The organism is Stenotrophomonas sp. GZD-301, assembly GCF_049310345.1.
Lineage (GTDB): Bacteria > Pseudomonadota > Gammaproteobacteria > Xanthomonadales > Xanthomonadaceae > Stenotrophomonas.
In genome coordinates, this window is sequence record NZ_JBMOWY010000008.1 from 103,546 (window position 1) to 127,595 (window position 24,050).

Here is a 24,050-nt window from a genome sequence, read left to right on the forward strand (position 1 = left end):
TCAGATCCAGAAAGGCAGGCGCAGCTTGGCTTTGTGCAGGAACCAGAAGGCCAGCAGCCAGCCCAGCACCGCCATCGCCACCAGCACAAGGTAGGTATGCAGGCTCGGGACGTGGCCCAGCATCGGCGCGCGCAGCACCTCGATCAGGTAGGTGAAGGGGTTGTATTCGAGGATGGCCGAGGAGAACGGCAGGAATTCAAGGCGGTACATGACCGGGCTGATCAGGAACAGCATCGGCATCACCGAGGCCACGCCATACTCCAGGTCGCGATACCGGGCGCCCATCACGCCGAACACGAAGGACAGCCAAAGCAGGTTGGCCACCACCAGCAGCATCCCGGGAATGAACAGCAGCGTATTGAGGTTGACGTCGATGCGCATCACCACCGCGACGATCACGAACACCAGCAGACTGTGCACGAAGTTGACCAGGTAGCGGGTCACCACGCTCATCGGGTGCACCGACAGCGGCATCACCACGTTGCGGATGATCGAGGCCTGGCGCACGAACAGGCCGCAGCTTTCGATCAGTACGCCGGACAGCATCTGCCAGATGATCAGGCCGGCGGTCAGCGTGGGGATGAACTTCTCGCGCTCGATGTTGAGCAGCTGGCTCCAGAGCAGGCCCAGGCCGACCACGCCGATCGCGGTGGCCAGGGATTGCCAGAAGGGCCCCAGGATGCTGCGACGGTAGCGCGCACGGATGTCGCCCATCGCGATGTAGAAGGAGACCTTGGCACCTTTGATGCCCTCCTGCAGGTCTTTGAAGGTGGTGGAGTAGCTGTGCATCAGTGCGGACTTCCCTGAAGTGGCGTCATTGTCGCCGTGGCATTGCGTGAATTCTGGGGGGTGCCGTTGATCGCGCTCAAGCGTGCGATGAGCGCGGCGGCGGAGCGTTCGGGGGACAGGGTCTGCAGCACCGACGCGCGCGCACGCGCGCCGATCGCCTCGGCCAGCCCGGGCTCGTCGGCCAGGCGGCGCATCCAGTCGGCGGCCTGGCCCTCGTCGGCGGCCGCCCAACGCTGGCCCTCGTAGTGGGCATACTCGCCCTCCTCGACCGGTACCAGCGTGTAGCCAACCAGGGCACTGTTGTCGGCATCCATGAACTCCATGTTGCCCGACCAGGCCGTGCCGATCACCGGCTTGCCCTGGGCCATGCACTCGGCCAGGCCCAGGCCGAAGCCTTCGGCGTGGTGCAGCGACACGTACACATCCGCACAGCGCTGCAGCGCCTGCACGTCGGCACGGTCCAGCACGTGGTCGCGCACGACGATGCGGGCATCCTCGCCCATGCTGTCCAGCAGCAGCTTGAGGCGCTCGGGGTTGCGGTGCCCGTTGCTGGTCTTGATCAGCAACTGCACGTTGCGGTTGCGATCGGGGAACGCGCGCTGGAAGGCACGGATCACCGCAAACGGATTCTTGCGGTGTACGAAAGAGTTGAAGTCGAACGACGTCATGAACACGAACGCACGCGCATCGATGCCGAAGTCGGCCCGCTGCAGCCCGCTGTCGCCCACGTCGCTCAACGGCAGCGGCACGCACAGGATCGGCTTGTCGGTCACCTTGGCGAACGCATCGCCGACGTACTGCGATGCCACCAGAATCTCATCCACCAGCTCAAGGGCGGGCAACCAGGAGGCCGGAATGTTCTCCAGCTCCCAGAACCAGCACGCGATGATGTACTTGCCGGCCAGGCGTGCCTCGCCAATCTGGTCCAGCGAGGCCCGCAGGTAGTCCGGGTTGATGAAAACCAGGTGCACCCCGTGCGGGGCGTCCTCGCGGATGTATGCGTCCAGGCTGCGGTCGTTCCAGTCGTGCGGCAGTTTGATGTCCACGTCGATCAGCGCGGTGGGATAGCCGGCGCCCAGCAGCGCCCGCGCGTACATGCGCGCGCACTCGGCCAGTCCGAACTGCCCACGCAGGTAAGCGAAGATGTTCACCCCCTGCTCCGGCCCGTAGACCGTGGCCTGGTCGAAGAATCGCACCGGCGCGTCGGTGACCGGCTGCTTCTTGGCCGCCCAGCGCTCGCTGTTGGCGAAGCGGACACCGGCCAGTTCCACCGGTGCGTTCAGACGCGAGGTGACCCGGTCGCGCAACGACGCGGGGACATGCTGGTACACCGCCTTCAGCCACGGTTGGCGGATCACCCACTGGACCAGGCGGCGGCGGAAGGGGACCTGGAGGGTCGTGTTATGCAACCTGCTTTACCTCGATGAAAAAACGAAGGAACGAGCGGCGGACGGGCGGCCTCAGGCCGACAGCGCCCGCTCCAGATCCACCTGCAGGTCACCCAGGTCTTCCACGCCCACGCTCAGGCGCACCAGCGCATCGCTGATGCCGAGCTGTTCGCGGCGTTCAACCGGGATCGAGGCATGGGTCATCACCGCGGGATGGTTGACCAGGCTTTCCACCCCGCCCAGCGATTCGGCCAGGGTGAACAGCGTGGTGCGCTCGCAGAAGCGCTTGGCCGCCTCGTAACCGCCCTTGAGCACGATCGAGACGATGCCGCCGTAGCCGTTCATCTGGCGCGTGGCCAGCGCATGCTGCGGGTGCGAGGTCAGGCCGGGGTAGATCACCTTCTCCACCGCCGGGTGGTTTTCCAGCCACTGGGCCAGGGCCAGCGCGTTGGCGCAGTGCGCCTTCATGCGCAGCGGCAGGGTCTTCAGGCCACGCAGGGCCAGGAAGCTGTCGAACGGGCCCTGCACGCCCCCGATGGAGTTCTGCAGGAAGGCCATCTGTTCGGCCAGCTCGGCGTTGTCGCCGACCACGACCATGCCACCGACCATGTCCGAGTGACCGTTCAGGTACTTGGTGGCCGAGTGCAGGACCAGGTCCGCGCCCAGTTCCAGCGGGCGCTGCAGCATCGGCGAGGCGAAGGTGTTGTCGACCACCACGATCAGGCCGTGGCGCTTGGCGATGGCGGCCACCGCGGCGATGTCCACGATCTTCAGCATCGGGTTGGTCGGGGTCTCGATCCAGACCATCTTCGTCTGCGGGGTGATCGCCGCTTCGAAGGCAGCCAGATCGGTCAGGTCGACGAAGCCGAACTGCAGCCCGGCGGTGCGGCGGCGCACGCGCTCGAACAGGCGGAAGGTGCCGCCGTAGATATCGTCCATCGCCACCACGTGGCTGCCGGCATCCAGCAGTTCCATCACCGTGGCGCTGGCCGCCATGCCCGAGGCGAAGGCGTAGCCGCGGGTGCCGCCTTCCAGCGACGCCACGCAGCGCTCATAGGCGAAGCGGGTGGGATTGTGCGTGCGCGAGTACTCGAAACCCTGGTGCTCACCGGGGCTGGACTGCGCATAGGTGGAGGTCGCATAGATCGGCGGCATCACCGCACCGGTGCTCGGGTCCGGCGACTGGCCGCCGTGGATGGCCAGGGTGGCCAGGGCGAGCGCGCGGGCGTCGTGCGCGGAGGAAGCGTGATCGGACATGTTGTTTCCCAGCCAGAGGAGGCCCCGGAGGGCCCCCGCAAAAGGAGCGGAAGTCTATCAGCGGCGGCTTAATCAGCCATTGACGCGGATAAACGGGAGTTCAGAGCGGGGCGCGGGGGCCGGCAGCGGTTACTGAACGCGCCGGCGCAGGTAGTTCAGCAGGTCGATGCGGGTGATCAGGCCCAGGAAGCTGGCGCCGTCCATCACGATGGCCACCTGGCCGCGGTCGAACACCGGCAGCAGGGCCTCGATCGGGGACTTCACGTCCAGCCGGTCCAGCTTGCTGACCATCGCGGTGGAGACCGGGTCGCGGAAGCGCGCTTCATCGCCGTACACATGCAGCAGCACGTCGCTTTCGTCGACGATGCCGACCAGCTGGTCGCCGTCCATCACCGGCAGCTGGGACACGTCGTACAGCTTCATGCGCTGGTAGGCGGTGGTGAGCAGGTCGTTGGGGCCGATCACCACGGTGTCGCGCTGGCCGTACGGGCGCAGGATCAGGTCGCGCAGGTCGCCGTGCTGCGGGCGCTCCAGGAAGCCGTTGTCCAGCATCCAGTAGTCGTTGTACATCTTGGACAGGTACTTGTTGCCGGTGTCGCAGACCAGGACCAGCACCTTCTTCGGGGTGGTCTGCGCCTTGCAGTACTTCAGCGCGGCCGCCAGCAGGGTGCCGGTGGAGGAGCCACCGAGGATGCCTTCCTTGCCCAGCAGCTCGCGCGCGGTATGGAAGCTCTCGGCGTCGCTGATCGCATAGGCCGTGGTGACGCGGCTGAAATCGGCGATGGAGGGCAGGAAGTCCTCACCGATGCCTTCCACCAGCCAGCTGCCCGACTTGTCGTTGAGCACGCCATCATTGATGTACTCGGCCAGGATCGAGCCGACCGGATCGGCCAGCACCAGCTCGGTCTTCGGCGACAGCGTGGCAAAGGCACGCGACAGGCCGGTCATGGTGCCCGAGCTGCCGCAGCCGAACACGATCGCGTCCAGGTCCCCGCCCATCTGCTCCAGGATCTCAGGACCGGTGCCGAACTCATGCGCGGCCGGGTTGTCCGGGTTGCCGAACTGGTTGATGAAGTAGGCGCCCGGGGTTTCTTCGGCCACGCGCTTGGCCATGTCCTGGTAGTACTCGGGGTGACCCTTGGCCACGTCCGAGCGGGTCAGGCGCACTTCGGCGCCCATCGCCTTCAGGTTGAAGATCTTCTCGCGGGACATTTTGTCCGGCACGACCAGGATCAGCTTGTAGCCCTTCTGCTGCGCCACCAGGGCCAGGCCCAGGCCGGTATTGCCGGCGGTGCCTTCCACCAGCGTCGCGCCGGGCTTGAGATCCCCGCGCTGCTCGGCCGCCTCGATCATCGACAGGCCGATGCGGTCCTTGATCGATCCTCCGGGATTGGCGCTCTCGAGCTTCAGGTACAGCTCGCAGACGCCGGTATCCAGGCGCTGGGCCTTGACGATCGGGGTCTGGCCAATGAGGTCGAGTACGGAGGAGTGGATTGCCATCGGGTCACATCGATTCGCGCCGCAGGGCGGCCGGACCGGTGATTATCCGACGGTTGGCGACGAATGTCAGGTTACCGGGCGCCATAAGCGCCGATCCACCCACGCTTCGCCACCGGCCGGGGGGCACGGCCAACAGGGTGGAAAGCGACGCGGACGGCATCCGTCGACGAGGTGACAGGTACCGCCCGCGGCGGTGGGTGCCGGATGCCGGCCCTGGGCCGGCATCCGAAAAGCGTCAATGCGTGGGGGAGTCGTACATCCGTTCCAGCTTCTGCTTGGTCAGCAGCTTCTCACGCTTCATCTGGCCCAGGGTGAGGTGGTCTATCGGAAGTACGCCCAGCTCGGCATCCATGCACTTCTTGTTCAACTTCTGGTGCCGTTCGTAGAGCGCCTTGAATTCCGGATCACGCTTGCGACGTGCATCGATCTCACTCTGGGGCTGACCTTCAAACATGATGAACCTCCTATCGCGTCTTGCTGAAACAAGAACGCCCCGGCCTTGCGGCACGGGGCGTTGCTTTGGGGGCGGAGCACGCGGCGCTGCGTGCGCCCTCACCACGACCTGCACCCCACCCATGCGGGGCGACAAACGGCTGTGGTTCGTGACGCTGGCGCATTACCGGCCCTCCAATCGTCCGGGCCGCGGAGGCGCCCCGGACAATTGACCCTACGCTTGCTTGAGGGGCGGTTCAAGCGTTTCCGAGGATATTTTCGACCCCACCTAGGCGGGGTTCAGCCTGAACGCACAGGACAACGAAAAATCAACGAAAACAACGAGCTGCATATGCCGGATCGGCATCAGGGCGCGATGATCACCTCGGCCGACCGGGCCTTGGTGGCGGCGGCCTTCTTGCCACTGGCCTGCAGGCGGCTGGCGCTGACCCCGGCTGCCACCAGGGCGTCGCGCAGGGCGTCCGCGCGCTGCTGACCGACCCCGGCCGCCGCATCGTAGGCCTCGATCCGCACCCGCCCCTTCTTGCCGATGTTCAGGTACTCGGCCAGGGCCTTGGCCTGCCCCTTGGCCCCGCCCGACAAGGTGCCCTTGCCGGCAGCGAAGGCATCGCCGTTGAAGGTGAACACCTCCCCGCGGGTATCGAACTTCGAGCCGGGCAGCTTCTGGCCGGACACCAGTTCGGCCTCTTCCCGGGCCAGCTTGGCCGCGTTCTGCTGGGCGGCGCTGAGGCGTGCGGTCTGCTTGCCGGCCACGCTGGTCAGCGCGGTCTCGGCATCCTGCCGGGCCAGCGCCTCGGTCTCGGCGGCGACCCGCAGGCGTTCGCTTTCCTCGGCCTGGATCTGGGCCTGCACGCGCAGGCGCTCGGCCTCCTGGCGGGCGCGCACGGCGTCGCGGCGACTGGCCTCGATCAGCAGTTCGCTGCGGGTGCGCTCCAGGCGGTCCACTTCACGCTGGGCCAGGGCCGCGCGCACGCTGGACTCGGCGATCTCCACCCGCCGGTCGGCCAGGTAACGGGCCTGGTCCACGTCGCGGCGCTTGGCCTTGGCCAGGTCGGCCACGGCCTGCTGGGCCTGCAGGCGCTGGAAGGCGGCCAGTTCGGCCGTGTCGGGATTGGCCTGGATGGTCAGCAGGCGCTGGGTGAGCTGGGCCACGGCCGGGTCGTCGGCGGCCACGGCCACGAGCGGCAGCGACAGGCTCAGGGCCAGCAACAGGATGCGGGTGTGCTTCACGGGCGGTCTTCTCCAGTGGCGAGCTGGCGCTGCAACTGGGCCACCTCGTTGCGCCGCAGCTGCAGCTGCGCGGTGGCGGTGGCTTCTTCGCTGCGGGCCCGGGCCAGGTCGGCATCGACCGTGGCCCGCAGCGCCAGCGCCGGGGCGTTCTTGCGCTCGTGGCGATCGCCGGCGGCGCGCTGGGCCTGTTCCAGCCCTTGGCGCGCCACGGCGATCAGGTCCGGTGCGTACTGGTCGGCATCGGCCTGGGTGGCCTTGTCCACGGCCTGACGGGCCTGCGCCAGCTCCAGGGCCGCTTCCTGCGCCGTGGCGGTGCCGGAAAGCGCTAATGCGCACACCATCACATACAGAGGGTGTCGTATTTGTGCGAAGCTAGTTTTCATTGGGGGTGCCGTCGCCGGGTTGTCTGTGCGCGGCCATTGTCGGAAGCCTGCGGCGTGCTTGCAACGGTACGCCGCTGATTTGTTGGGGAAACATTGCGCATGGATATCGGCTACTTCCTGAAGCTGATGACCGAAAAGAACGCTTCGGACATGTTCTTGACCACCGGAGCCCCGGTGTACATCAAGATCGAGGGCAAGCTGTACCCGCTGGGGAACACCGGCCTGCCGCCCGGCATGGTCAAGAAAATCGCCTACTCGCTGATGGATGAAGGCCAGGTGCCGCAGTTCGAGCGCGAGCTTGAGCTGAACATGGCCATCGCCCTGCCGGACGCGGGGCGCTTCCGCGTGAACGTGTTCAAGCAGCGCGGCGAAGTGGGCATGGTGATCCGTGCCATCCGCAGCAAGATCCCCAGCATCGAGGAGCTCAACCTCCCGCAGGTGCTGAAGGACGTCATCATGACGCCGCGCGGCCTGGTGCTGGTGGTCGGCTCGACCGGCTCGGGCAAATCGACCTCGCTGGCCTCGATGATCGATCACCGCAACAGCACCACGACCGGGCACATCCTCACCATCGAGGACCCGATCGAGTACCTGCACAAGCACAAGATGTCCATCGTCAACCAGCGCGAGGTCGGCCTGGACACCCACGCCTTCCACAACGCGCTGAAGAACGCGATGCGCGAGGCGCCGGATGTGATCCTGATCGGCGAAATCCTGGATGCCGAGACGATGGAGGCGGCGATCGCCTTCGCCGAGACCGGGCACCTGTGCCTGGCCACCCTGCACTCCAACAACGCCGACCAGACCATCGAGCGCATCCTCAACTTCTTCCCCGAGAGCGCGCACCGCAACGTGCTGATGAACCTCTCGCTGAACCTGCGCGCGGTGGTCTCCCAGCGCCTGGTCAAAGGCAAGGACGGGCGCCGCCTGCCGGCCACCGAGGTGCTGATCAACACCCCGATGATCCGCGACCTGCTGCGCCGCGGCCAGGTGCACGAGATCAAGGCCGCGATGGAAGCCTCGCTGGAAGAAGGCATGGAGAGCTTCGACCAGTGCCTGTTCCGGATGGCCAAGTCGGGGATCATCGAGCAGGAAGAGGCGCTGCGCGCGGCCGACTCACGCGATGGCCTGGCGCTGAAATTCCGCCTGTCCGAAGGCGGCAGCGGCGAGCACGACCCCTACGCCGACTATTCGGCCGCCACCCCGGCCGCGATTACCCACGGGTTCTGAGCCGGCGGCGTACCGACCAACGGTCGGTACGCCCACCGTCAGGCCGATGCGTCGGCCTGGCTTTCCGGCTTGGCCGCGCCGAACGCCGGCAGGGCCAGGCAGGCTGCATCGATGCGGACCAGGGTCGGGTACGGCTCCAGGTCCAGCTTGAAGCGGCGCGCGTTGTACATCTGCGGCACCAGACAGCAGTCGGCCAGGGTCGGTATGTCGCCGTGGCAGAACCGGCCGGTATCGACCGATTCGACCAGCATCCGCTCCATCGCGTCGAACCCCACCCGGATCCAGTGCCGGGTCCAGTCGTCGCGTTCGGGCTGCGGCACGTTCCAGGTATCGCTGAAGAACTGCATCACCCGCAGGTTGTTGAGCGGGTGGATGTCGCAGGCCACCAGCTGGGCCAGCGCCCGCACGCGTGCGCGCCCTTCGGCGTCGTCGGGCAGCAGCGCCGGGTCCGGGAACACCTCGTCGAGGTATTCCAGGATCGCCATCGACTGCTGCAGCACGCGTTCGCCATGCCGCAGGGTCGGCACCAGCTCCTGCGGATTGAGCGCGGCATAGGCGGCGGTGTGCTGCTGGCCGCCGTCACGGACCAGATGCACCGGGGTGATCTGGTGCGGCAGGCCCTTCAGGTTCAGGCCGATGCGCACGCGGTAGGCTGCGCTGGAGCGCCAGTAGCTGTACAGCTCGATCCGGTCCATGTGCGCTCCGTAACGTGCGTTCAGGGCTTGGCTGCCTGTTCGATGCGCTGCTCGATCGCACCGAAGATGCTCTCGCCGGCCGCGTCGAACATCTCGATCCGGACCACGTCGCCGAAGGACATGAACGGCGTGCTCGGCTTGCCGTCGCGCAGGGTTTCCACGGTGCGCTGCTCGGCGAAGCACGAGGCACCCTTGCTGGTGTCCTCGTTGGCGATGGTGCCCGAGCCGACGATCGCGCCAGCGCCGAGCGGGCGGGTCTTGGCGGCATGGGCCACCAGCTGGGCGAAGTTGAACTGCATGTCCACCCCGGCTTCCGGCGCGCCGAACCAGGCCCCATTGATATGCGTCACCAGCGGCAGGTGCACCTTGCTGTCCTGCCAGGCATCGCCCAGCTCGTCGGGGGTGACGAACACCGGCGACAGCGCCGAGCGCGGCTTGGACTGCAGGAAGCCGAAGCCCTTGGCCAGTTCGCCCGGGATCAGGTTGCGCAGCGAGACGTCGTTGACCAGGCCCACCAGCTGGATATGGCCGGCGGCCTGCTCCGGGGTGACCGCCATCGGCACGTCGTCGGTGATCACCACGATCTCCGCTTCCAGGTCGATGCCGTACTCCTCGCTGACCACCTTGACCGCATCGCGCGGGCCGTAGAAGCCGGCGCTGGTGGCCTGGTACATCAGCGGATCGGTGTAGAAGCTCTCCGGCACTTCGGCACCGCGGGCGCGGCGCACCCGTGCCACGTGCGGCAGGTAGGCGCTGCCATCGACAAATTCATAGGAACGCGGCAACGGCGCGGCCAGCGCCTGCAGGTCGATGTCGAACACGCCGTCGGCGCTGCCGTCGTTGAGCGATTCATACAGCGCGTTCAGGCGCGGCGCCACGTGGCTCCAGTCTTCCAGGGCCTGCTGCAGCGTGCCGGCGATGCCGGTGGCGCGCACGCCGTGGGCGAGGTCGCGCGAGACGACGATCAGGGTGCCGTCGCGGCCGCCTTCCTTCAAAGAACCAAGCTTCATGGGTGGGTATCCGGGATCGCGAAAATAGGTTTCAAGTGTAATCAAATGCGCGGCACAGCCAAGCTGCGTTGCGACAGAAAACCACCATAAACGATACCAACCCTGTGGTGCGGGCCGAGCCGGCGTGGCAAGCGCTTTGAGACGTTGGTGGCTGCCGACGCTGCGGGGCGGCCCGTTCAGGAATGCCCGGCGCAGCGGCACGGACCGGCCATGCGCCTCGACCCGGCGATAGGCAGGCGGTGCAGCGCTCGCCGGCCCGTGGGGTCGCTGCACATAACTGAACAGGCTGATTTGGTATGGATCTCAAACATCCGTTAGACTATGCGGGTCTGCAGCGGCCGTCCGTTTCCCTTCGGGATCGCCGGCGATATGGATCAACGATCCGTCGCCCGCCCCCACTCCGACGCCATTCGTCATGCATTCCAGTCTGCGCACCGCGCCGGCTGCACCCAATTCTCGCAGCGCGGTTTACGGGAACGCTCCGAGTCAGCCGATCTCAACGATCTGCCTCACGTCCGGCCAATCGGCCTGGCGTTACTTCGTTTTTGGAGCTTCCACCCGATGTCTTTTGAATCGCTGGGCCTTGCGCCCTTCCTGCTGCGTGCCTTGGCCGAGCAGGGTTACGACACCCCTACCCCGATCCAGGAACAGGCCATCCCGCTGGCCCTGGACGGCCGCGACCTGCTGGCCGGCGCCCAGACCGGCACCGGCAAGACCGCTGCCTTCGGCCTGCCGCTGCTGCAGCACCTGGCCACCAACCCGCAGGCCGTCAACGGCCCGCGCAAGCCGCGTGCGCTGGTGCTGGCCCCGACCCGCGAGCTGGCCACCCAGGTGCATGACAGCCTGCGCGGCTACAGCAAGTACCTGCGCATCCCGAGCGCCTGCATCTACGGCGGCGTCGGCATGGGCAACCAGTTCGACGTGCTGCGCCGTGGCGTGGACCTGCTGGTGGCCTGCCCGGGCCGCCTGATCGACCACCTGGAGCGTCGCAGCGTCGACCTGTCCGGGATCGAAGTGCTGGTGCTGGACGAAGCCGACCGCATGCTCGACATGGGCTTCCTGCCGTCGATCAAGAAGATTCTGGCCAAGCTGCCGCGCCAGAACCGCCAGACCCTGCTGTTCTCGGCCACCTTCGAGGAAAGCATCAAGCAGCTGGCGCTGGAGTTCATGCGCGACCCGGAACAGATCCAGGTCACGCCGAAGAACACCGTCGCCGAAACCATCACCCACCGCGTGCACCCGGTCGATGGCGCGCGCAAGCGCGAGCTGCTGCTGCACCTGCTGGCCCAGGACAGCCGTGAGCAGACCCTGGTGTTCGGCCGTACCAAGCACGGCTGCGACAAGCTGGCCACGTTCCTGGAGAAGTCCGGCATCAAGACCGCGGCGATCCACGGCAACAAGAGCCAGGGCCAGCGTCTGCGCGCCCTCGGCGACTTCAAGGCCGGCCGCGTGACCGTGCTGGTGGCCACCGACATCGCCGCGCGCGGTATCGACATCAACGAACTGCCGAAGGTCATCAACTACGACCTGCCGATGGTGGCCGAAGACTACGTGCACCGCATCGGCCGTACCGGCCGCAACGGCTCGACCGGCCAGGCGATCTCGCTGGTGGCCCAGGACGAGGCCAAGCTGCTGCGCCAGATCGTGCGCCTGCTGGACAAGGACATGGACATCCGTGATGTGCCGGGCTTCGAGCCGCAGACCCCGATCCGCTGGGGCAACAGCGCGCCGGGCAAGGCCGAGCAGCCCGGTGGCGACCGTTCGCCGCGCAAGCACGCGCGTCGTCCGCACAGCGAGGCCCCGCGCCACGCCCATGCCGGCCCGAAGAAGGCCGGTGGCGGCCAGCGTGATGGCGCCGGTCGCGGTGCGCCGCGTGGCGGCCAGCCGCAGGGCCAGCGCCGTGGCGGTGGTGGCCGCGGTCCGGGTGGCGGCAGCCGCGCCGGCTGATCCGTTCGCGGATCGCCGAGACAGAAAAAGGGCGACGCATTGCGTCGCCCTTTTTCATTGCGCGGCCGTCTGGCGCCCCCGGTAGAGCCGACCGTTGGTCGGCTGTCGCGCATGTCCCGGACCGGCATGGAGAGCAGCCGGGCAGAGCCCGGCTCTACCCGCGTTGCCTGGCGGGGTTGAGCTGGTTGCCGAAGAAGATCGCGTTCAACAGCAGCCGCTCGGTGCCGTGCCAGTACTTGCGGTGCGCCGGATCGTCGGCGAACAGCACCACGTTGCCCTGCCCCTGCGGCGACACCAGCAGCCATGCCGAGCCCGCCACGCGAGTGCGGTTGGTCTCGGACAGATAGCCGTTGACGCGCGGCTTGGCGTCGATGCGGACCACGGTGGAGAAGGGATTGCGGCTCGGCTTGAAGCTGATGCCGTTCTCCTTGTTGACCGACAGCTGCGTGCGCGGCACGCCGAAGCCCAGCGGGTGGCTGGTGTCCACATCGGCACTGAGGATGTTGCCACTCACCCGCTCGATCGCGGCGATGTCGCGCTGGTCGCCGAACGCCCGGCGCGAGGCATCCGGTTGCGCTTCTTCTTCGCCCAGCACTTCGTCGGCGAGCTTCTGCTCGATTGCCCAGCGCGCGGCGCTGCCGTAGGTGACCAGCGATCCGCCGGCGTTGATCCAGCGCTTCAGCGCCGCCACCGCAGCCGCGTCGACACCGGCATAGGTGCCGCCGGCGAGCACGATCGTGGTGTAGCGATCCAGCGTGACCTTGCCCAGCTGGGCCGGGTCCAGCTTGCTGGCCGGCAACCGCACCTGCTGGTCGAGCAGGAACCACGCCGACCCGATCTCGGTGGCGCTGACGCCCTCGCCCATCACCAGCGCCACGGCCGGTGTGCGCAGCGACTTCACGCTGTCGCTGCCCAGGTCGATGCCACTGCGGCTCTGGCCACTGGCCACCGCGTACAGACGCACCCCGCTGTCGCGGGCGACCTGCTCGACCGCGGCCAGCAGTTCCCCACCGGCCAACGGCTGGCCGGCCACCGGAATCACCACGCTGCCGCGCGCGAACGACTGCTCGCCGTCGGCGGTGGCCGCCGTGAATGGCTGGAAGGCGGCGCGGGTTTTCAGGCCGCGTGCCTGCAGCGCGTACAGCGCCTGGCTGGCGTTGTAATCGCGCCAGTCCAGCACATAGGCGAAGCCGGCCTGGCCGCCGCTCACACCGCCCTGCGCCGGTGCGACCGCCGTGATGCGCGGCCCCCCATCGAGGCGGCTGCGGCTGCCGGCGAAGGCGACGCCGTAGGCCGGGGCAATGGCGTAGGAGGTGCTGCCATAGAACACGTCGCCCTTGATCGGCGGTGTGTCGGCGAAGATCGAATGCACCAGGCGGAACTGGGGCTGTGCGGTCGGCACCACGTACGCACTGCCGGGCACGAAACGCTGGCCGTCCACGGTCACCGCTGCGGTCAGCGGCTGCACGGTGATCTGGTGCTGCAGCAGCAGGTCGAGCAGCCTGGCGGTCAGGCCCGGATCATGCGCGTCGCCGAACACGAATGCCTTCACCGGCTGCTGGCCCGCCTGCTTCAGTGCGGACTGGAAGAAGTCTTTCTGCAGCGCCAGCAGCCCCTCGCGTTCGGTCACCGCACCGCGCACGGTGCCGAGGCCGGTGGCCACCTGGTTGCGGATGGTGAACGGGAACGTCAACAGGCCGTTGACCGACTCCTGCACGCGCCCGCGCGAGCTGGCCTGCTCGACCGTCACCCCGACCGCGCCGTGGAAGTCCGGGTAGGTGGAGCCGTACACCGGCGAGAAGTTGTCGAAGTTTTCGCCGGTGTAGTACAGCGACCCCAAGGCATCCAGTGCCTGGGCGTGGTACCTGGCCAGGGTCTTGTTGAACGCATACGAGGCCGCCGGGATAAGCGGGCTGTGCATGCTCGCCGGCGACGGCTCGAAGTAGTAGGTGCTGTCCTTGCCCATCTCGTGGAAGTCGATCTGGACGTTGGGATACCAGCGATGGAAGTAGGCGATCTTCGGCCGCGTGTCCTGCTGGGTCAGCGCCAGCCAGTCGCGGTTGAGGTCGGTGAAGTAGTGGTTGGTGCGCCCCTGCGGGAACGGTTCGACGTGTTCCTTGTCGGCAGGATCGGCCGATGCCGGCGACGAGGCGTAGGCGTTGTGCCAGCTGGCCGCGCGGTCGCGGCCGTCGGGATTCTGCGCGGGATCGAACAGCACCACCGCCCGATCCAGCCACTGGGCGGTGTCGGCACTGCGGTTGGCCACCAGGTAGTAGGCGGTCAGCAGCGCCGCCTCGCCGCTGGAGGTTTCATTGCCGTGCACGCTGTAACCCAGCCAGACCACCACCGGGCTGTTGCCGGCCGCCGACAGTGGCTGTGCCGGATCGGCCAAGGTGACGTGCTGGCGGCGAAGGGTCTCCAGCTGCTGCTGGTTCTGCGCCGAGGTGACCGTGGCGATCAGCAGCGGACGGCCTTCGTAGCTGCTGCCGATGCGCTCGACCTTGATCTTGTCCGAATGCCGGGCCAGTTCGTCGAAATAGGCCACCAGCTGGTCGTGGCGGGTGTAGCGGCTGCCGATCTCGTAGCCGAGGAACTGCTGCGGGGTGGGAATGGACGGATCGAAATCACCGCCCTGCGGAAAGAAGTACGCGCTCTGCGCGAAGGCTGGCGCGGCCAGCAACCACAGCGATCCCACCAGCCAGGCGATGGGACGTGACACAACACGATGCAAAGACACAGCGGTTCCCCATGAAGCGGGGGCCGGCGTGCATGCCGGCCCCGATGGTGACGGACGTGGTTAGAAGCGGTAGTCGAAGCCGACCGTGAAGTAGCGGCCGCGCAGGTCGTACTGACTGAAGTCGTACGGCGCGCGGATGCCCGGGAACGAGGCGTCGTACGGCGGCGCCTCGTCGGTCAGGTTCTGGATCTTGGCGTACAGCGTCAGCTTCTCCAGCCCGGTGTAGGCCAGGTACAGATCGAACTGGCTGTAGGCATCCACACGGTCCTGCACGGCGGTGGCCGCGGCACTGGCCTTCTGGTCATAGCCGCTGGTGTAGTACCAGGTCAGCGCGGTGCGGAAGTCGGCATAGGACCAGTCCAGGGTGGTGGTGGCCTTGTTCTTGGGCAGCGTCGCGCCCAGGTTGCTGCCGGCGTAATCCACCAGCGGCCCACCGACCACGGTGGGGCGGCTGTAGTTGCGCACGTGGGTGAAGGCGCTGCTGAGTCCGAAGTCGCCGGCGCGTTCGGTCGGGAAGCGCTGGCGCAGTTCCACGTCGAAACCGGAGGTCTTCAGCTCGCTCAGGTTCTGGTAGCGGTTGTACACCGCCAGCAGCTTGCCGCGCTCATCGCGCAGGACCGCACCGGGCACGTTGTCGGTCACCAGGGTCTGGGTGTTGTTGGTGCCGACCAGGTTCTCCAGCTCGATGCGGTAGTAGTCCACGCTCAGGCTGGTGTTGGACCACGGCGACAGCACGATGCCGGCGTTGAAGCTCTTGGTGCGCTCGGGCTTGAGGTCGTTGTTGCCGACGGTGAAGAAGGTCGGGTTCTGGCGCGAGCCGGGCACATCCGGATCACGCGGGTCGATCACGCTGCCGTAGGCGATGCTGGTGCTGTTGGAATTCTCCGACAGCGACGGCGCACGGAAGCCCTTGGAGGCGGCGGCACGCACCAGCAGGATGTCCCACGGCTGCCAGCGCAGGCTCAGCTTGGGCGAGAACGCATCGCCGAAATCGCTGTAGTGGTCGGCACGCGCGGCGGCCTGCAGTTCCAGTCGTTCGGCCAGCGGCACGTTGACCTCGGCATAGGCCGCGGTGACCTTGCGCTCGCCGTGGACTTCGGCGATGGCCGGGCGGATCTGCAGGCCGGCATCGATCTGCCACGGGTTGTTGGAGTCGAGCTTCTCGCGGCGCCACTCGGCACCGGCGGCGAAGCCGATCTCGCCGGCCCAGGTATGGCCGAGCGCACCGGAGATCTTCGCATCCACGCCCTGCAGCACCGATTCGGCCGGGCGCAGCGTGCTGATGTTGATCGCGTTGAGCACCGCCGGGTCGGTCGCCCCCGGGTTGAGCAGGTTGTAGCTGCCATCGGCCAGCGCGGCAGCCAGCGCATAGCGGTTGGCAAAGCCGCCGGAGACGGTTTCGCGCTCGCTGCTGCGCGCGCCGAAGGCGCCCACTTCCCAGTCCCAGTTCTGCAGGCTGCCGCGCAGCCCGACCAGGCCGCGATACGCCTGCGAGCGGTTGGTCTTGATGGTCGGCCCGAGGTTGAAGAAGGTGTATTCGATCGGCACCGCACGGCCGTACGGGTTGTACGGGCTGCTGGCCGGCAGATTGGACGACACCGGCTCGGCCAGCCCGGTATCGGCGTTGAGCGCGAAACGGCCGCTTTCCAGCGTGAAGAACGGGCTGCTGCCGAACCAGGAGACGCCCTTGATGTCGCTGTAGAGCACTTCGCCGAAGGCTTCGACGCTGTCGTTCACGCGGAAGGTGCCGTTGACGTAGGCCTGGTAGCGCTTGGTCGACGGAATCAGCGTGGTGTAGGGGGCCTGGTTGAACCCGCAGGTGTTGCCGGCCAGGCCGTCGATCGGCGCGCTGGCGACCAGCGTGGTGCCGTCGGGGCAGTTGCCGTTGGCATCGAGCATCGGCACCGAGGCGCCGTTGATCAGGTAGCGCGCCCCCTTGGCCGACCAGCCGTTCCAGCGGCCGCCGGGCTTGTCGGTATAGATGCCGGACTTCGTCAGGTCGCGCTGGTCCTGGTCCAGGCGCTCGCGGTTGTAGCCTTCCAGGCTGACCAGGATGTTGTAGCCATCCGTGTCCAGATCACCGATGCCGCCGATGAACTTCAGGTTCTGCTCGTCCAGCCCGCCCTGGTCGGCGGTGCCGAGGCTGCCACCGAGTTCGGCGCCCTGGAAGTTCTGCCGGGTGATGATGTTGACCACACCGGCCACCGCATCGGAGCCGTACACCGCCGAGGCGCCGTCCTTGAGCACTTCAATGCGTTCCACCGCGACCAGCGGCAGCGCGTTGAGGTTGACGAAGGTGTCCGACAGACCGCCTGACGGGAAACCATAGTTGGCCAGGCGGCGGCCGTTGAGCAGCACCAGCGTGTTCTTCTGCGACAACCCACGCAGACCGATACCGGCCGAGCCGGAGGCCCAGCCGTTGTTGGTGGTTTCGTTGGTGGCGTTGCCGGTGTTGGCCGAGATCGAGCGCAGCAGGTCGGCGACGGTGGCCTTGCCGGTCTCCTCCAACTGCTGGCGGTCGATCACCTGCACCGGGTTAGCGCTTTCAGTGTCGGTCCGCTTGATGTTGGAGCCGGTGACCCGCACCGCGGCGAGGGTCTTGCTCTCGCCGGCGGCATCGGCAGTGGCGGTATCGGCAGTGGCGGTATTGGCGGAGGCGGTATTGGCGGAGGAAACGGCCAGCGCAGGCAAAGGCGTGGCCAGTGCAGCGGAAAGGGCCGCTACAAGAAGAGTGTGCTTGGGCATGAACTTCAGTGGGGTGGTGGACGACAAGTTCCGCAGTAGTCCATGCCTGGCCGGGCAGCAGCCAATAACATCTCTTCATACGGATATAAGAGAAACTAACATCTCTTCATCCGGATGGAAATGTTTTTGTGAGCGCGACGGGCATCGCGCCCCCACCGCCGGGCGACGAGGCCAGTACAATGGGCGGATGGAAATCTTCAAAGTCTTCACCCTCGAGGCCGCGCACCGCCTCCCCAACGTGCCGCCGGGCCACAAGTGCGCGCGCCTGCACGGCCACTCCTTCCGTGTGGAGCTGAAGGTCGAAGGCGAGCCGGGCGAACACACTGGCTGGATCATGGATTTCGGTGACGTCAAAGCCGCGTTCCAGCCGATCTACGACCGCCTGGACCACCACTACCTCAACGACATTCCCGGCCTGGACAACCCGACCAGCGAACGGCTGGCGATCTGGATCTGGGACGAGCTGAAGCCGGCGCTGCCGCAGCTGAGCGAAGTGACCGTGCACGAAACCTGCACCTCGGGCTGCCGCTACCGCGGCTGATCCGCAATCAACCCATTGATCTGAAAACGGTTTTCATGAAACCGGACCAGAACGGGCAGGAATTTGTTGCATCGCAATAAATTCGGCGTATGCTGCATTGCATCAACGTTCTCGAGCCGTCCTGCCATGACGTCCGCGTTCACCGATTCCTTCAGCGACTACACCCGCCAGCTGGCCGCCACGGCCACGCGTGCCAACCGGCTCGCGCTGGAAAATGCCGAAAGCATGTTCGGCGTGCAGTTGAAGACGCTGGAGAAGAACATCACCGCCACCAGCGGGTTCTTCGGTGAAATCGTGCAGTCACAGGAACCGGGCACGCTGTTGCCCAAGGGCGCACAACTGGCCCGCGACAACCTCGCGCGCTGGGCCAGCGCCCACCAGGAAGTGGTTGGCCTGGGGCTGAAGGCCTCCGAGGCGTTCGGCGAGCTGGCGCGGCAACCGTTCGCAGGCGCCGCCGGTACCGGCCGCCGCTGAACCACATCGACATCGAATTTGCGTGGGTCCCTCCCCCCACGCAATCCCAGACCCGACAGAACCCTCCCTCTGTCGGGTCTTTTTTTGTTGCCTGCCCGCAGCTCAGCGCGCCGGCGCCGCCGGCAGGGTGAAGGCGAACAACGCGCCTTCGCGGCTGTCCAGCAGGTGGATGTCGCGCTGATGCAGCTGCAGGATGCGGTGCACGATCAACAGACCCAGCCCGCCACTGTCCGGGCGCGCACTGCCCAGCGCCGGCGGCGTGGTGAACAGCGTGTGGCGGCGCTCGACGGGAATGCCCGGGCCGGTGTCGGCGATGCTGACCCGCACCTCGCCCTCCTGGGCCCGCAGCACCACCTCGATGCGACCGCCCTCGGGGGTGTGGCGGATCGCGTTGTCGAGCAGGTTGGTCAGCACCCGCTCGATCAGGCCCAGGTCGCCCACCACCGCCGGCAGCCCGGGCGGCAGGTCGGCGGTCAGGGTCTGCCGGCGGGCCTGCGCGGACAGCTCGAATTTCTGGAACACGTCCTGCAGCAGATCCGGCAGCGAGAACGCCTGTCGATCCAGCGTGACCCCGCCGTGCTCGAGCCGCGCCAGCTCGAACAGGGCCTGGGCCAGCGCGCCGACCTTGCGGCTCTGCGCCAGCGCGATGCCGAGGTAGCGCTGGCGCTCGTCGGCGCCGAGCGTGGCGTCCTTGAGCGCCAGCGTTTCCAGGTAACCGTGCAGCGACGACAGCGGCGTGCGCAGGTCGTGGGAGATGTTGGCGACCAGCTCGCGCCGCTGCAGATCCTGCTGGCGCAGCTGCTGCCATTGCTCGCCCAGCCGGTGGGCCATGTGCCCGAAGCTGTGCTGGAGGATCGCCAGTTCGTCGCGCTCGCCCGGGCGCAGCGGTGTGGGCGGCGGCACCGTGCCGGGGGCGGCGCCGTCGACGTCGAACGCCTGGATGCGCCGGGTCAACTGGCGCAGCGGCCGGGTAACCCAGCGGAAGGCCACCACGCCGGCCAGCAGGCCGACCAGGGCCACGATCGCCAGCGACCACAGTGTGGTGCGCAGCGTGGCATTGGCGGCGATGTTGGCGGCCAGCGCCTCGCGCTGCTCGCCGACCAGCACCACGTAGATGTAGCCGGCCTGGCGCCCCTGCACCCACAGCGGCGCCGCGTTGAATACCTTGCGCCCGGTCGCGCTGCGCGGGTCGTCGCCGAGGATCGGCAGGGGATCGTCGCGCAGCAGGGCGCGCACCGGCGCCAGATCCACGCGGCTGCGCTTGAGGTGGCCGTCCGGCGCGTCGTGGCCGAGGATGCGGCCCTGATCGTCGAGCAGATACACCTCCACGCTCGGATTGACCGCCATCAACTTGCCGAACAGCGCACGCACTTCGCCGCCGCGCATGCCACGCGCATCCATCAGCTCGCCGCTGCGCGCGATGTGCTCGGCCAAGCCGCGCGACAGCCGCTGCACGGTTTCCTGCTCGTGCACCGCGGTGCTGCGCATCTGGATCATCACCAGCGCCGCGCAGCACACCAGCAGCAGCGCGCAGAACACCACCGACAGCCGCTGGGACAGGGTCAGGCGGATCATGCCGGCGCACCCTCGCTGCCATCGACAAGTTTGTAGCCGCGCCCCCACACCGTCTGGATGCGCTGCGGGGTCGCCGGGTCGCGTTCGATCTTGTTGCGCAGGCGGTTGATATGCGTGTTGACGGTGTGTTCGTAGCCGTCGTGCTGGTATCCCCAGACCTGGTTGAGCAGGTCCATGCGCGAATACACCTGGCCCGGGTGCCGGGCGAAGAAATACAGCAGGTCGAACTCACGCGGCGTCAGCTCCAGCGCCCGGCCCTCCAGCTGCGCGGTGCGCGCGACCGGATCGATGCGGATGCCGGCCACGTCCAGCTCGCCGGCATCGATGCGGGCGTTCAGCGCCATCGCTTCCACCCGACGCAGCAGCGCCTTGACCCGCGCCACCAGCTCCAGCATCGAGAACGGTTTGGCCAGGTAGTCGTCCGCCCCCAGCTCCAGCCCGAGGATGCGATGCACTTCGCTGGCGCGCGCGCTGGTGATGATGATCGGGGTATAGCGCGCCATCGCACGCGCGCGCTTGCAGATTTCCAGGCCATCCACGCCCGGCAGCATCAGGTCCAGCACCAGCGCGCTCCACGGCTGCCCTTCGAGCAGGGCCAGCCCCTCATCGCCGGTGGCGGCATGGGTGACGTCATAGCCCTCGTCGCGCAGGTGCATGCGCAGCAGGGTGGCGATGTGGACATCGTCTTCGACGATCAGGACACGCTTGGCGCTGCTCATCGGCACGGGGCGATCGGCAAGGGACATGGCCGCATTGTCGGCCGATCCGCACCTGAATGTGTCACGGAAAATTTAACCCTGCGTGAGGATTCGTTGACCGGGCCGGGCGCAGCATGGCCGCATCGTATCCCTCCCCGGAGATCGGCCATGCGCTACACCCGTCGCAATGTGCTCGGCATGGGCGGCATGGCCGCTGCCGCCGGCCTGTTCGGCCTGACCGCCTGCAGCGGCCCCGCACCCGCCGCCCCCGCTGCACCGGTGCGCCAGTTCGAGGTGATGCGCACGGACGCGCAATGGCAGGCCCAACTCAGCCCGGCGCAGTACGCGGTGCTGCGCCGGCAGAGTACCGAACGCCCCTTCAGCAGCCCGCTCAACAAGGAGCACCGGCGCGGCACCTTCACCTGCGCCGGCTGCGCGCTGCCGTTGTTCTCTTCCTCCACCAAGTTCGACAGCGGCACCGGCTGGCCGAGCTTCTGGGCGCCGCTGCACGACGCGGTGGGCGAGGATCGCGACACCACTTTCGGCATGGTGCGCGTGGAAGCCCATTGCCGCCGCTGCGGTGGTCACCTCGGCCACGTCTTCGATGACGGCCCGCGCCCCACCGGCCTGCGCTACTGCATGAACGGCGTGGCGATGCAGTTCGTGCCGCGCGCCGCCGACACCAGCACCTGACACCCGGCCGCTGCCCGGCATTCCCCCTCTCTGAAAGGACCTTCCGATGCTCCTGCTTGTGCTGGCCTACCTGGGTGGCGTGCTGACCATCCTCAGCCCCTGCATCCTGCCCGTGCTGCCGTTCGTGTTCGCGCGCTCGGACCGGCCGTTCCTGCGCAGCGGCCTGCCGCTGCTGGTGGGCATGGCGCTGATGTTCGCGGTGGTCGCCAGCCTGGCGGCGGTCGGCAGCCAGTGGGTGGCCCAGGCCAACCAGGTGGGCCGCTGGATCGCGCTGGTGGTGATGGCGGTGTTTGCCGTGGCGCTGCTGTGGCCGACGCTGGCCAACCGGCTGCTGTCGCCGTTCCAGCGCCTGGGTGCGCGCCTGAGTGCGTCGGCCGATGCGGCCAGCGATGCCGGGCGCGGCGGGGTGGGCACCTCGCTGCTGATCGGCGTGGCCACCGGCCTGCTGTGGGCGCCGTGCGCCGGCCCGATCCTGGGCCTGATCCTGACCGGTGCGGCGTTGCAGGGTGCCAGTGTGGGCACCAGCGGCCTGCTGCTGGCCTATGCGCTCGGCGCGGCCACCTCGCTGGCGCTGGCGATCTGGATCGGCGGGCGCGTGTTCGCCGCCCTCAAGCAACGCCTGGGCGTGGGCGAATGGGTGCGCCGCGGACTGGGCATTGCCGCGCTGCTGGCGGTGGTGGCCATCGCGATGGGCTGGGATACCGGCGTGCTGACGCGCCTGTCCACGGTCAGTACCGCGCGGCTGGAGCAGGGGCTGCTGGATGCACTGCCTGGGCAGTCGCCGGCGCCCGGCGGCGCGATGATGATGCGGGCCGCCGATGCGGGGCCCGGCGGCGAGCTGCCGGTTGAAGGCCCCCTGCCCTCGCTCGCCGGCGCCACCGGCTGGCTCAACAGCCCGCCACTGGATGGGCCGGCGCTGCGCGGCAAGGTGGTGCTGGTCGATTTCTGGACCTACTCCTGCATCAACTGCCTGCGCGCCCTGCCCTACGTGCGCGAATGGGCCGAGCGCTACCGCGACCACGGGCTGGTGGTGATCGGCGTGCACGCGCCGGAGTTCGCCTTCGAGCGCAACCTCGGCAACGTGCAGCGCGCGGTCAAGGATCTGCAGGTCACCTATCCGGTGGCGATCGACAACGATTTTGCGATCTGGCGCGGCTTCAACAACCGCTACTGGCCGGCGCACTACTTCATCGATGCCCAGGGCCGCATCCGCGCGCACCACTTCGGCGAAGGCAACTATGCGCAGTCCGAGCAGATCATCCGCCAACTGCTGCGCGAGGCCGGCAACACCCTGCCCGGCGAACCCGCGCCGGCAATGGCGATGGCCGCCGCAGCACGCGAGGGCGTGGAGCGCCAGGCCGACATGCGCAACCTCAAGTCGCCGGAAACCTACCTCGGCCACGCGCGCGCCGAGAACTTCGCCTCCCCGGGCGGCCAGCAGCCCGACCGCCAGGCCGACTACCAGGTACCGGCCACGCTGGCGCTCAACCAGTGGGCGCTGGGCGGCCGCTGGACGGTAGGCGACGAGGACGCACAGCTGGCGCAGGCCGGTGGCCGCATCGCGTTCCGCTTCCACGCGCGCGACCTGCACCTGGTGCTGGCCCCGGCGCAGGACGGCAAGCCGGTGCGCTACCGCGTGCGCCTGGATGGCCAGCCGCCGGGCGCGGCCGCCGGCGGCGACGTATCCGCCGATGGCAGCGGCCAGGTCGGCGAGCACCGTCTGTACCAGTTGATCCGCCAATCCGGCGATGTGCGTGAACGCACCTTCGAGATCGAGTTCCTCGATCCGGGTGTTCATGCCTACGCCTTCACCTTCGGTTGAGCCGGGAGGCCTTCGATGAAACTCAGTATCGACAAGCTGGTGGCCGGCGGGATTGCCGGTGTCATTGCAGCGTTGACCGTGACCGCCGTGCTCAGCCTGGATCGTCCCGCGCATGCGGCGGCCGCGATGGTCAGCGTGCCGGCGCCCAGCGGGCCCGCCAACGTTGCGCAACCGGGCAGCAGGCGTGCGCAGGTGGTGTTCGCCGGCGGCTGCTTCTGGGGGGTGCAGGGGGTGTTCCAGCACATCAAGGGCGTCAACAACGCGGTGTCCGGCTACATCGGCGGCAACGCCGGCACGGCCAGCTACACGCGCGTGGGCACCGGCACCACCGGCCATGCCGAGGCGGTGCAGGTCACCTACGATCCGAGCCAGGTGAGCTATGCGCAGCTGATGCAGGTGTTCTTCTCGGTGGCGCACGATCCCACCCAGCTCAACCGGCAGGGCCCCGACCAGGGCACCCAGTACCGCTCGGCGATCTACATCGACGACACCGCGCAGCGCGATGCGACCCGTGCCTACATCGCCCAGCTGGAGCGCGCCAAGGTGTGGGCCGCGCCGGTGGTGACCCAGGTCGACGGCGGCAAGCGTTTCTTCGCGGCCGAGGACTACCACCAGAACTACCTCACCCTGCACCCGGAGTCGCTGTACATCCGCATCAACGACCTGCCCAAGGTGGAGGCGCTGAAGCGCCAGTACCCGGCGCTCTACCGCGACACCCCGCGCCTGGTGTCGACGCTGTCGGCGCGCTGACGGAACGGAAAAAAGCGCACGGCGAAACACCGCACCGCCGTGCGCGAGGGAAGTCCGGGATGCGCGGCGGGTGGGCTCCGCCGGGCTGGCCAGGCCATGCTAGGCTGCGCGGACCAGCGGATACAGCGCCAGA

The 24,050-nt window shown here is 67.8% G+C and carries 20 protein-coding genes; 7 read left to right on the plus strand and 13 right to left on the minus strand.

The genetic code is table 11. From position 1 onward, the window contains the following. The 7 genes from ACO6VK_RS02335 to ACO6VK_RS02365 form a co-directional block, all read right to left on the minus strand. The gene (locus ACO6VK_RS02335) at positions 1-789 is read right to left on the minus strand and encodes an ABC transporter permease (RefSeq protein ID WP_017354717.1); all 789 of its coding nucleotides are present in this window, start codon (positions 787-789) and stop codon (positions 1-3) included. Next, positions 789-2,198: a glycosyltransferase family 4 protein gene (locus ACO6VK_RS02340; RefSeq protein ID WP_422505272.1), complete on the minus strand. Its 1,410-nt coding sequence runs from the start codon at positions 2,196-2,198 to the stop codon at positions 789-791. Before ACO6VK_RS02340 ends, ACO6VK_RS02335 begins: the two co-directional genes overlap by 1 nt. A 51-nt stretch (positions 2,199-2,249) precedes the next feature. Further along, positions 2,250-3,434 carry a cystathionine gamma-synthase gene (locus tag ACO6VK_RS02345; protein ID WP_422505273.1) on the minus strand — a complete coding sequence of 395 codons (1,185 nt, stop codon included), beginning with the start codon at positions 3,432-3,434 and terminating at the stop codon, positions 2,250-2,252. Positions 3,435-3,563: 129 nt separating this feature from the next. Then, positions 3,564-4,934 (minus strand): pyridoxal-phosphate dependent enzyme, encoded by a 1,371-nt coding sequence (locus ACO6VK_RS02350; protein ID WP_422505274.1) that lies wholly within the window; start codon positions 4,932-4,934, stop codon positions 3,564-3,566. Positions 4,935-5,169: 235 nt separating this feature from the next. Beyond that, a complete protein-coding gene (locus tag ACO6VK_RS02355; RefSeq protein ID WP_017354721.1) occupies positions 5,170-5,388 on the minus strand; it encodes a YdcH family protein in 219 nt (72 codons plus the stop codon). Between the two features lie 344 nt (positions 5,389-5,732). After that, on the minus strand, positions 5,733-6,617 hold the full coding sequence (locus tag ACO6VK_RS02360) for a hypothetical protein (protein ID WP_422505275.1): 885 nt from the start codon (positions 6,615-6,617) through the stop codon (positions 5,733-5,735). Beyond that, on the minus strand, positions 6,614-7,000 hold the full coding sequence (locus ACO6VK_RS02365; protein ID WP_422505276.1) for a DUF4398 domain-containing protein: 387 nt from the start codon (positions 6,998-7,000) through the stop codon (positions 6,614-6,616). The genes ACO6VK_RS02360 and ACO6VK_RS02365 overlap by 4 nt, the downstream gene beginning before the upstream one ends. A 99-nt stretch (positions 7,001-7,099) precedes the next feature. On the opposite strand from ACO6VK_RS02365, the gene ACO6VK_RS02370 reads away from it, so the two are divergent. Next, positions 7,100-8,230: a PilT/PilU family type 4a pilus ATPase gene (locus tag ACO6VK_RS02370; RefSeq protein WP_422505278.1), complete on the plus strand. Its 1,131-nt coding sequence runs from the start codon at positions 7,100-7,102 to the stop codon at positions 8,228-8,230. Between the two features lie 38 nt (positions 8,231-8,268). Here ACO6VK_RS02370 and maiA read toward each other — a convergent pair whose 3' ends face one another. Continuing rightward, entirely contained in the window at positions 8,269-8,925 is a 657-nt protein-coding gene (gene maiA / locus ACO6VK_RS02375; RefSeq protein ID WP_422505279.1) for a maleylacetoacetate isomerase, read from the minus strand. A gap of 20 nt (positions 8,926-8,945) precedes the next feature. Continuing rightward, entirely contained in the window at positions 8,946-9,935 is a 990-nt protein-coding gene (locus ACO6VK_RS02380) for a fumarylacetoacetate hydrolase family protein (protein ID WP_422505281.1), read from the minus strand. 561 nt (positions 9,936-10,496) lie between these two features. Here ACO6VK_RS02380 and ACO6VK_RS02385 point away from each other — a divergent pair. Next, a complete protein-coding gene (locus ACO6VK_RS02385) occupies positions 10,497-11,882 on the plus strand; it encodes a DEAD/DEAH box helicase (protein ID WP_411849787.1) in 1,386 nt (461 codons plus the stop codon). Positions 11,883-12,036: 154 nt separating this feature from the next. Here ACO6VK_RS02385 and ACO6VK_RS02390 read toward each other — a convergent pair whose 3' ends face one another. Next, complete coding sequence (locus ACO6VK_RS02390) at positions 12,037-14,619, minus strand: M14 family zinc carboxypeptidase (RefSeq protein WP_422505283.1); 2,583 nt, start codon at positions 14,617-14,619, stop codon at positions 12,037-12,039. Between the two features lie 60 nt (positions 14,620-14,679). Beyond that, positions 14,680-17,364, minus strand: a complete 2,685-nt coding sequence (locus tag ACO6VK_RS02395) for a TonB-dependent receptor (protein WP_422505314.1) — start codon at positions 17,362-17,364, stop codon at positions 14,680-14,682. Positions 17,365-17,551: 187 nt separating this feature from the next. On the opposite strand from ACO6VK_RS02395, the gene queD reads away from it, so the two are divergent. Beyond that, positions 17,552-17,905, plus strand: a complete 354-nt coding sequence (gene queD, locus ACO6VK_RS02400; RefSeq protein ID WP_422505285.1) for a 6-carboxytetrahydropterin synthase QueD — start codon at positions 17,552-17,554, stop codon at positions 17,903-17,905. A 126-nt stretch (positions 17,906-18,031) separates the two neighbouring features. Next, complete coding sequence (locus ACO6VK_RS02405) at positions 18,032-18,379, plus strand: phasin family protein (RefSeq protein ID WP_136003553.1); 348 nt, start codon at positions 18,032-18,034, stop codon at positions 18,377-18,379. A 102-nt stretch (positions 18,380-18,481) separates the two neighbouring features. On the opposite strand, the gene ACO6VK_RS02410 is transcribed toward ACO6VK_RS02405, so the two are convergent. Both ACO6VK_RS02410 and ACO6VK_RS02415 read right to left on the minus strand, forming a co-directional pair. Beyond that, a complete protein-coding gene (locus ACO6VK_RS02410) occupies positions 18,482-19,954 on the minus strand; it encodes a HAMP domain-containing sensor histidine kinase (protein WP_422505286.1) in 1,473 nt (490 codons plus the stop codon). Next, positions 19,951-20,673: a response regulator transcription factor gene (locus ACO6VK_RS02415; RefSeq protein WP_422505316.1), complete on the minus strand. Its 723-nt coding sequence runs from the start codon at positions 20,671-20,673 to the stop codon at positions 19,951-19,953. The genes ACO6VK_RS02410 and ACO6VK_RS02415 overlap by 4 nt, the downstream gene beginning before the upstream one ends. A gap of 147 nt (positions 20,674-20,820) precedes the next feature. Here ACO6VK_RS02415 and msrB point away from each other — a divergent pair, with 147 nt between their 5' ends. The 3 genes from msrB to msrA are packed head-to-tail and all read left to right on the plus strand — an operon-like array spanning position 20,821 to position 23,917. Continuing rightward, positions 20,821-21,345, plus strand: a complete 525-nt coding sequence (msrB, locus tag ACO6VK_RS02420; protein ID WP_422505288.1) for a peptide-methionine (R)-S-oxide reductase MsrB — start codon at positions 20,821-20,823, stop codon at positions 21,343-21,345. Positions 21,346-21,391: 46 nt separating this feature from the next. After that, positions 21,392-23,167, plus strand: coding sequence for a cytochrome c biogenesis protein DipZ (locus tag ACO6VK_RS02425; RefSeq protein WP_422505290.1), 1,776 nt, complete (start codon positions 21,392-21,394; stop codon positions 23,165-23,167). 15 nt (positions 23,168-23,182) lie between these two features. Then, positions 23,183-23,917 carry a peptide-methionine (S)-S-oxide reductase MsrA gene (gene msrA, locus ACO6VK_RS02430; protein ID WP_422505291.1) on the plus strand — a complete coding sequence of 245 codons (735 nt, stop codon included), beginning with the start codon at positions 23,183-23,185 and terminating at the stop codon, positions 23,915-23,917. Positions 23,918-24,050 lie beyond the last annotated feature (133 nt).

Coding starts and splice junctions, on each gene's coding strand:
- ACO6VK_RS02405 (WP_136003553.1), top strand. CDS start 18,032: ATGACGTCCGCGTTCACCGATTCCTTCAGCGACTACACCCGCCAGCTG.
- ACO6VK_RS02345 (WP_422505273.1), bottom strand. CDS start 3,434: ATGTCCGATCACGCTTCCTCCGCGCACGACGCCCGCGCGCTCGCCCTG.
- ACO6VK_RS02395 (WP_422505314.1), bottom strand. CDS start 17,364: ATGCCCAAGCACACTCTTCTTGTAGCGGCCCTTTCCGCTGCACTGGCC.
- ACO6VK_RS02350 (WP_422505274.1), bottom strand. CDS start 4,934: ATGGCAATCCACTCCTCCGTACTCGACCTCATTGGCCAGACCCCGATC.
- ACO6VK_RS02425 (WP_422505290.1), top strand. CDS start 21,392: ATGCTCCTGCTTGTGCTGGCCTACCTGGGTGGCGTGCTGACCATCCTC.
- queD (WP_422505285.1), top strand. CDS start 17,552: ATGGAAATCTTCAAAGTCTTCACCCTCGAGGCCGCGCACCGCCTCCCC.
- maiA (WP_422505279.1), bottom strand. CDS start 8,925: ATGGACCGGATCGAGCTGTACAGCTACTGGCGCTCCAGCGCAGCCTAC.
- msrA (WP_422505291.1), top strand. CDS start 23,183: ATGAAACTCAGTATCGACAAGCTGGTGGCCGGCGGGATTGCCGGTGTC.
- ACO6VK_RS02410 (WP_422505286.1), bottom strand. CDS start 19,954: ATGATCCGCCTGACCCTGTCCCAGCGGCTGTCGGTGGTGTTCTGCGCG.
- ACO6VK_RS02385 (WP_411849787.1), top strand. CDS start 10,497: ATGTCTTTTGAATCGCTGGGCCTTGCGCCCTTCCTGCTGCGTGCCTTG.
- ACO6VK_RS02370 (WP_422505278.1), top strand. CDS start 7,100: ATGGATATCGGCTACTTCCTGAAGCTGATGACCGAAAAGAACGCTTCG.
- ACO6VK_RS02380 (WP_422505281.1), bottom strand. CDS start 9,935: ATGAAGCTTGGTTCTTTGAAGGAAGGCGGCCGCGACGGCACCCTGATC.
- ACO6VK_RS02365 (WP_422505276.1), bottom strand. CDS start 7,000: ATGAAAACTAGCTTCGCACAAATACGACACCCTCTGTATGTGATGGTG.
- ACO6VK_RS02415 (WP_422505316.1), bottom strand. CDS start 20,673: ATGAGCAGCGCCAAGCGTGTCCTGATCGTCGAAGACGATGTCCACATC.
- ACO6VK_RS02335 (WP_017354717.1), bottom strand. CDS start 789: ATGCACAGCTACTCCACCACCTTCAAAGACCTGCAGGAGGGCATCAAA.
- ACO6VK_RS02355 (WP_017354721.1), bottom strand. CDS start 5,388: ATGTTTGAAGGTCAGCCCCAGAGTGAGATCGATGCACGTCGCAAGCGT.
- msrB (WP_422505288.1), top strand. CDS start 20,821: ATGCGCTACACCCGTCGCAATGTGCTCGGCATGGGCGGCATGGCCGCT.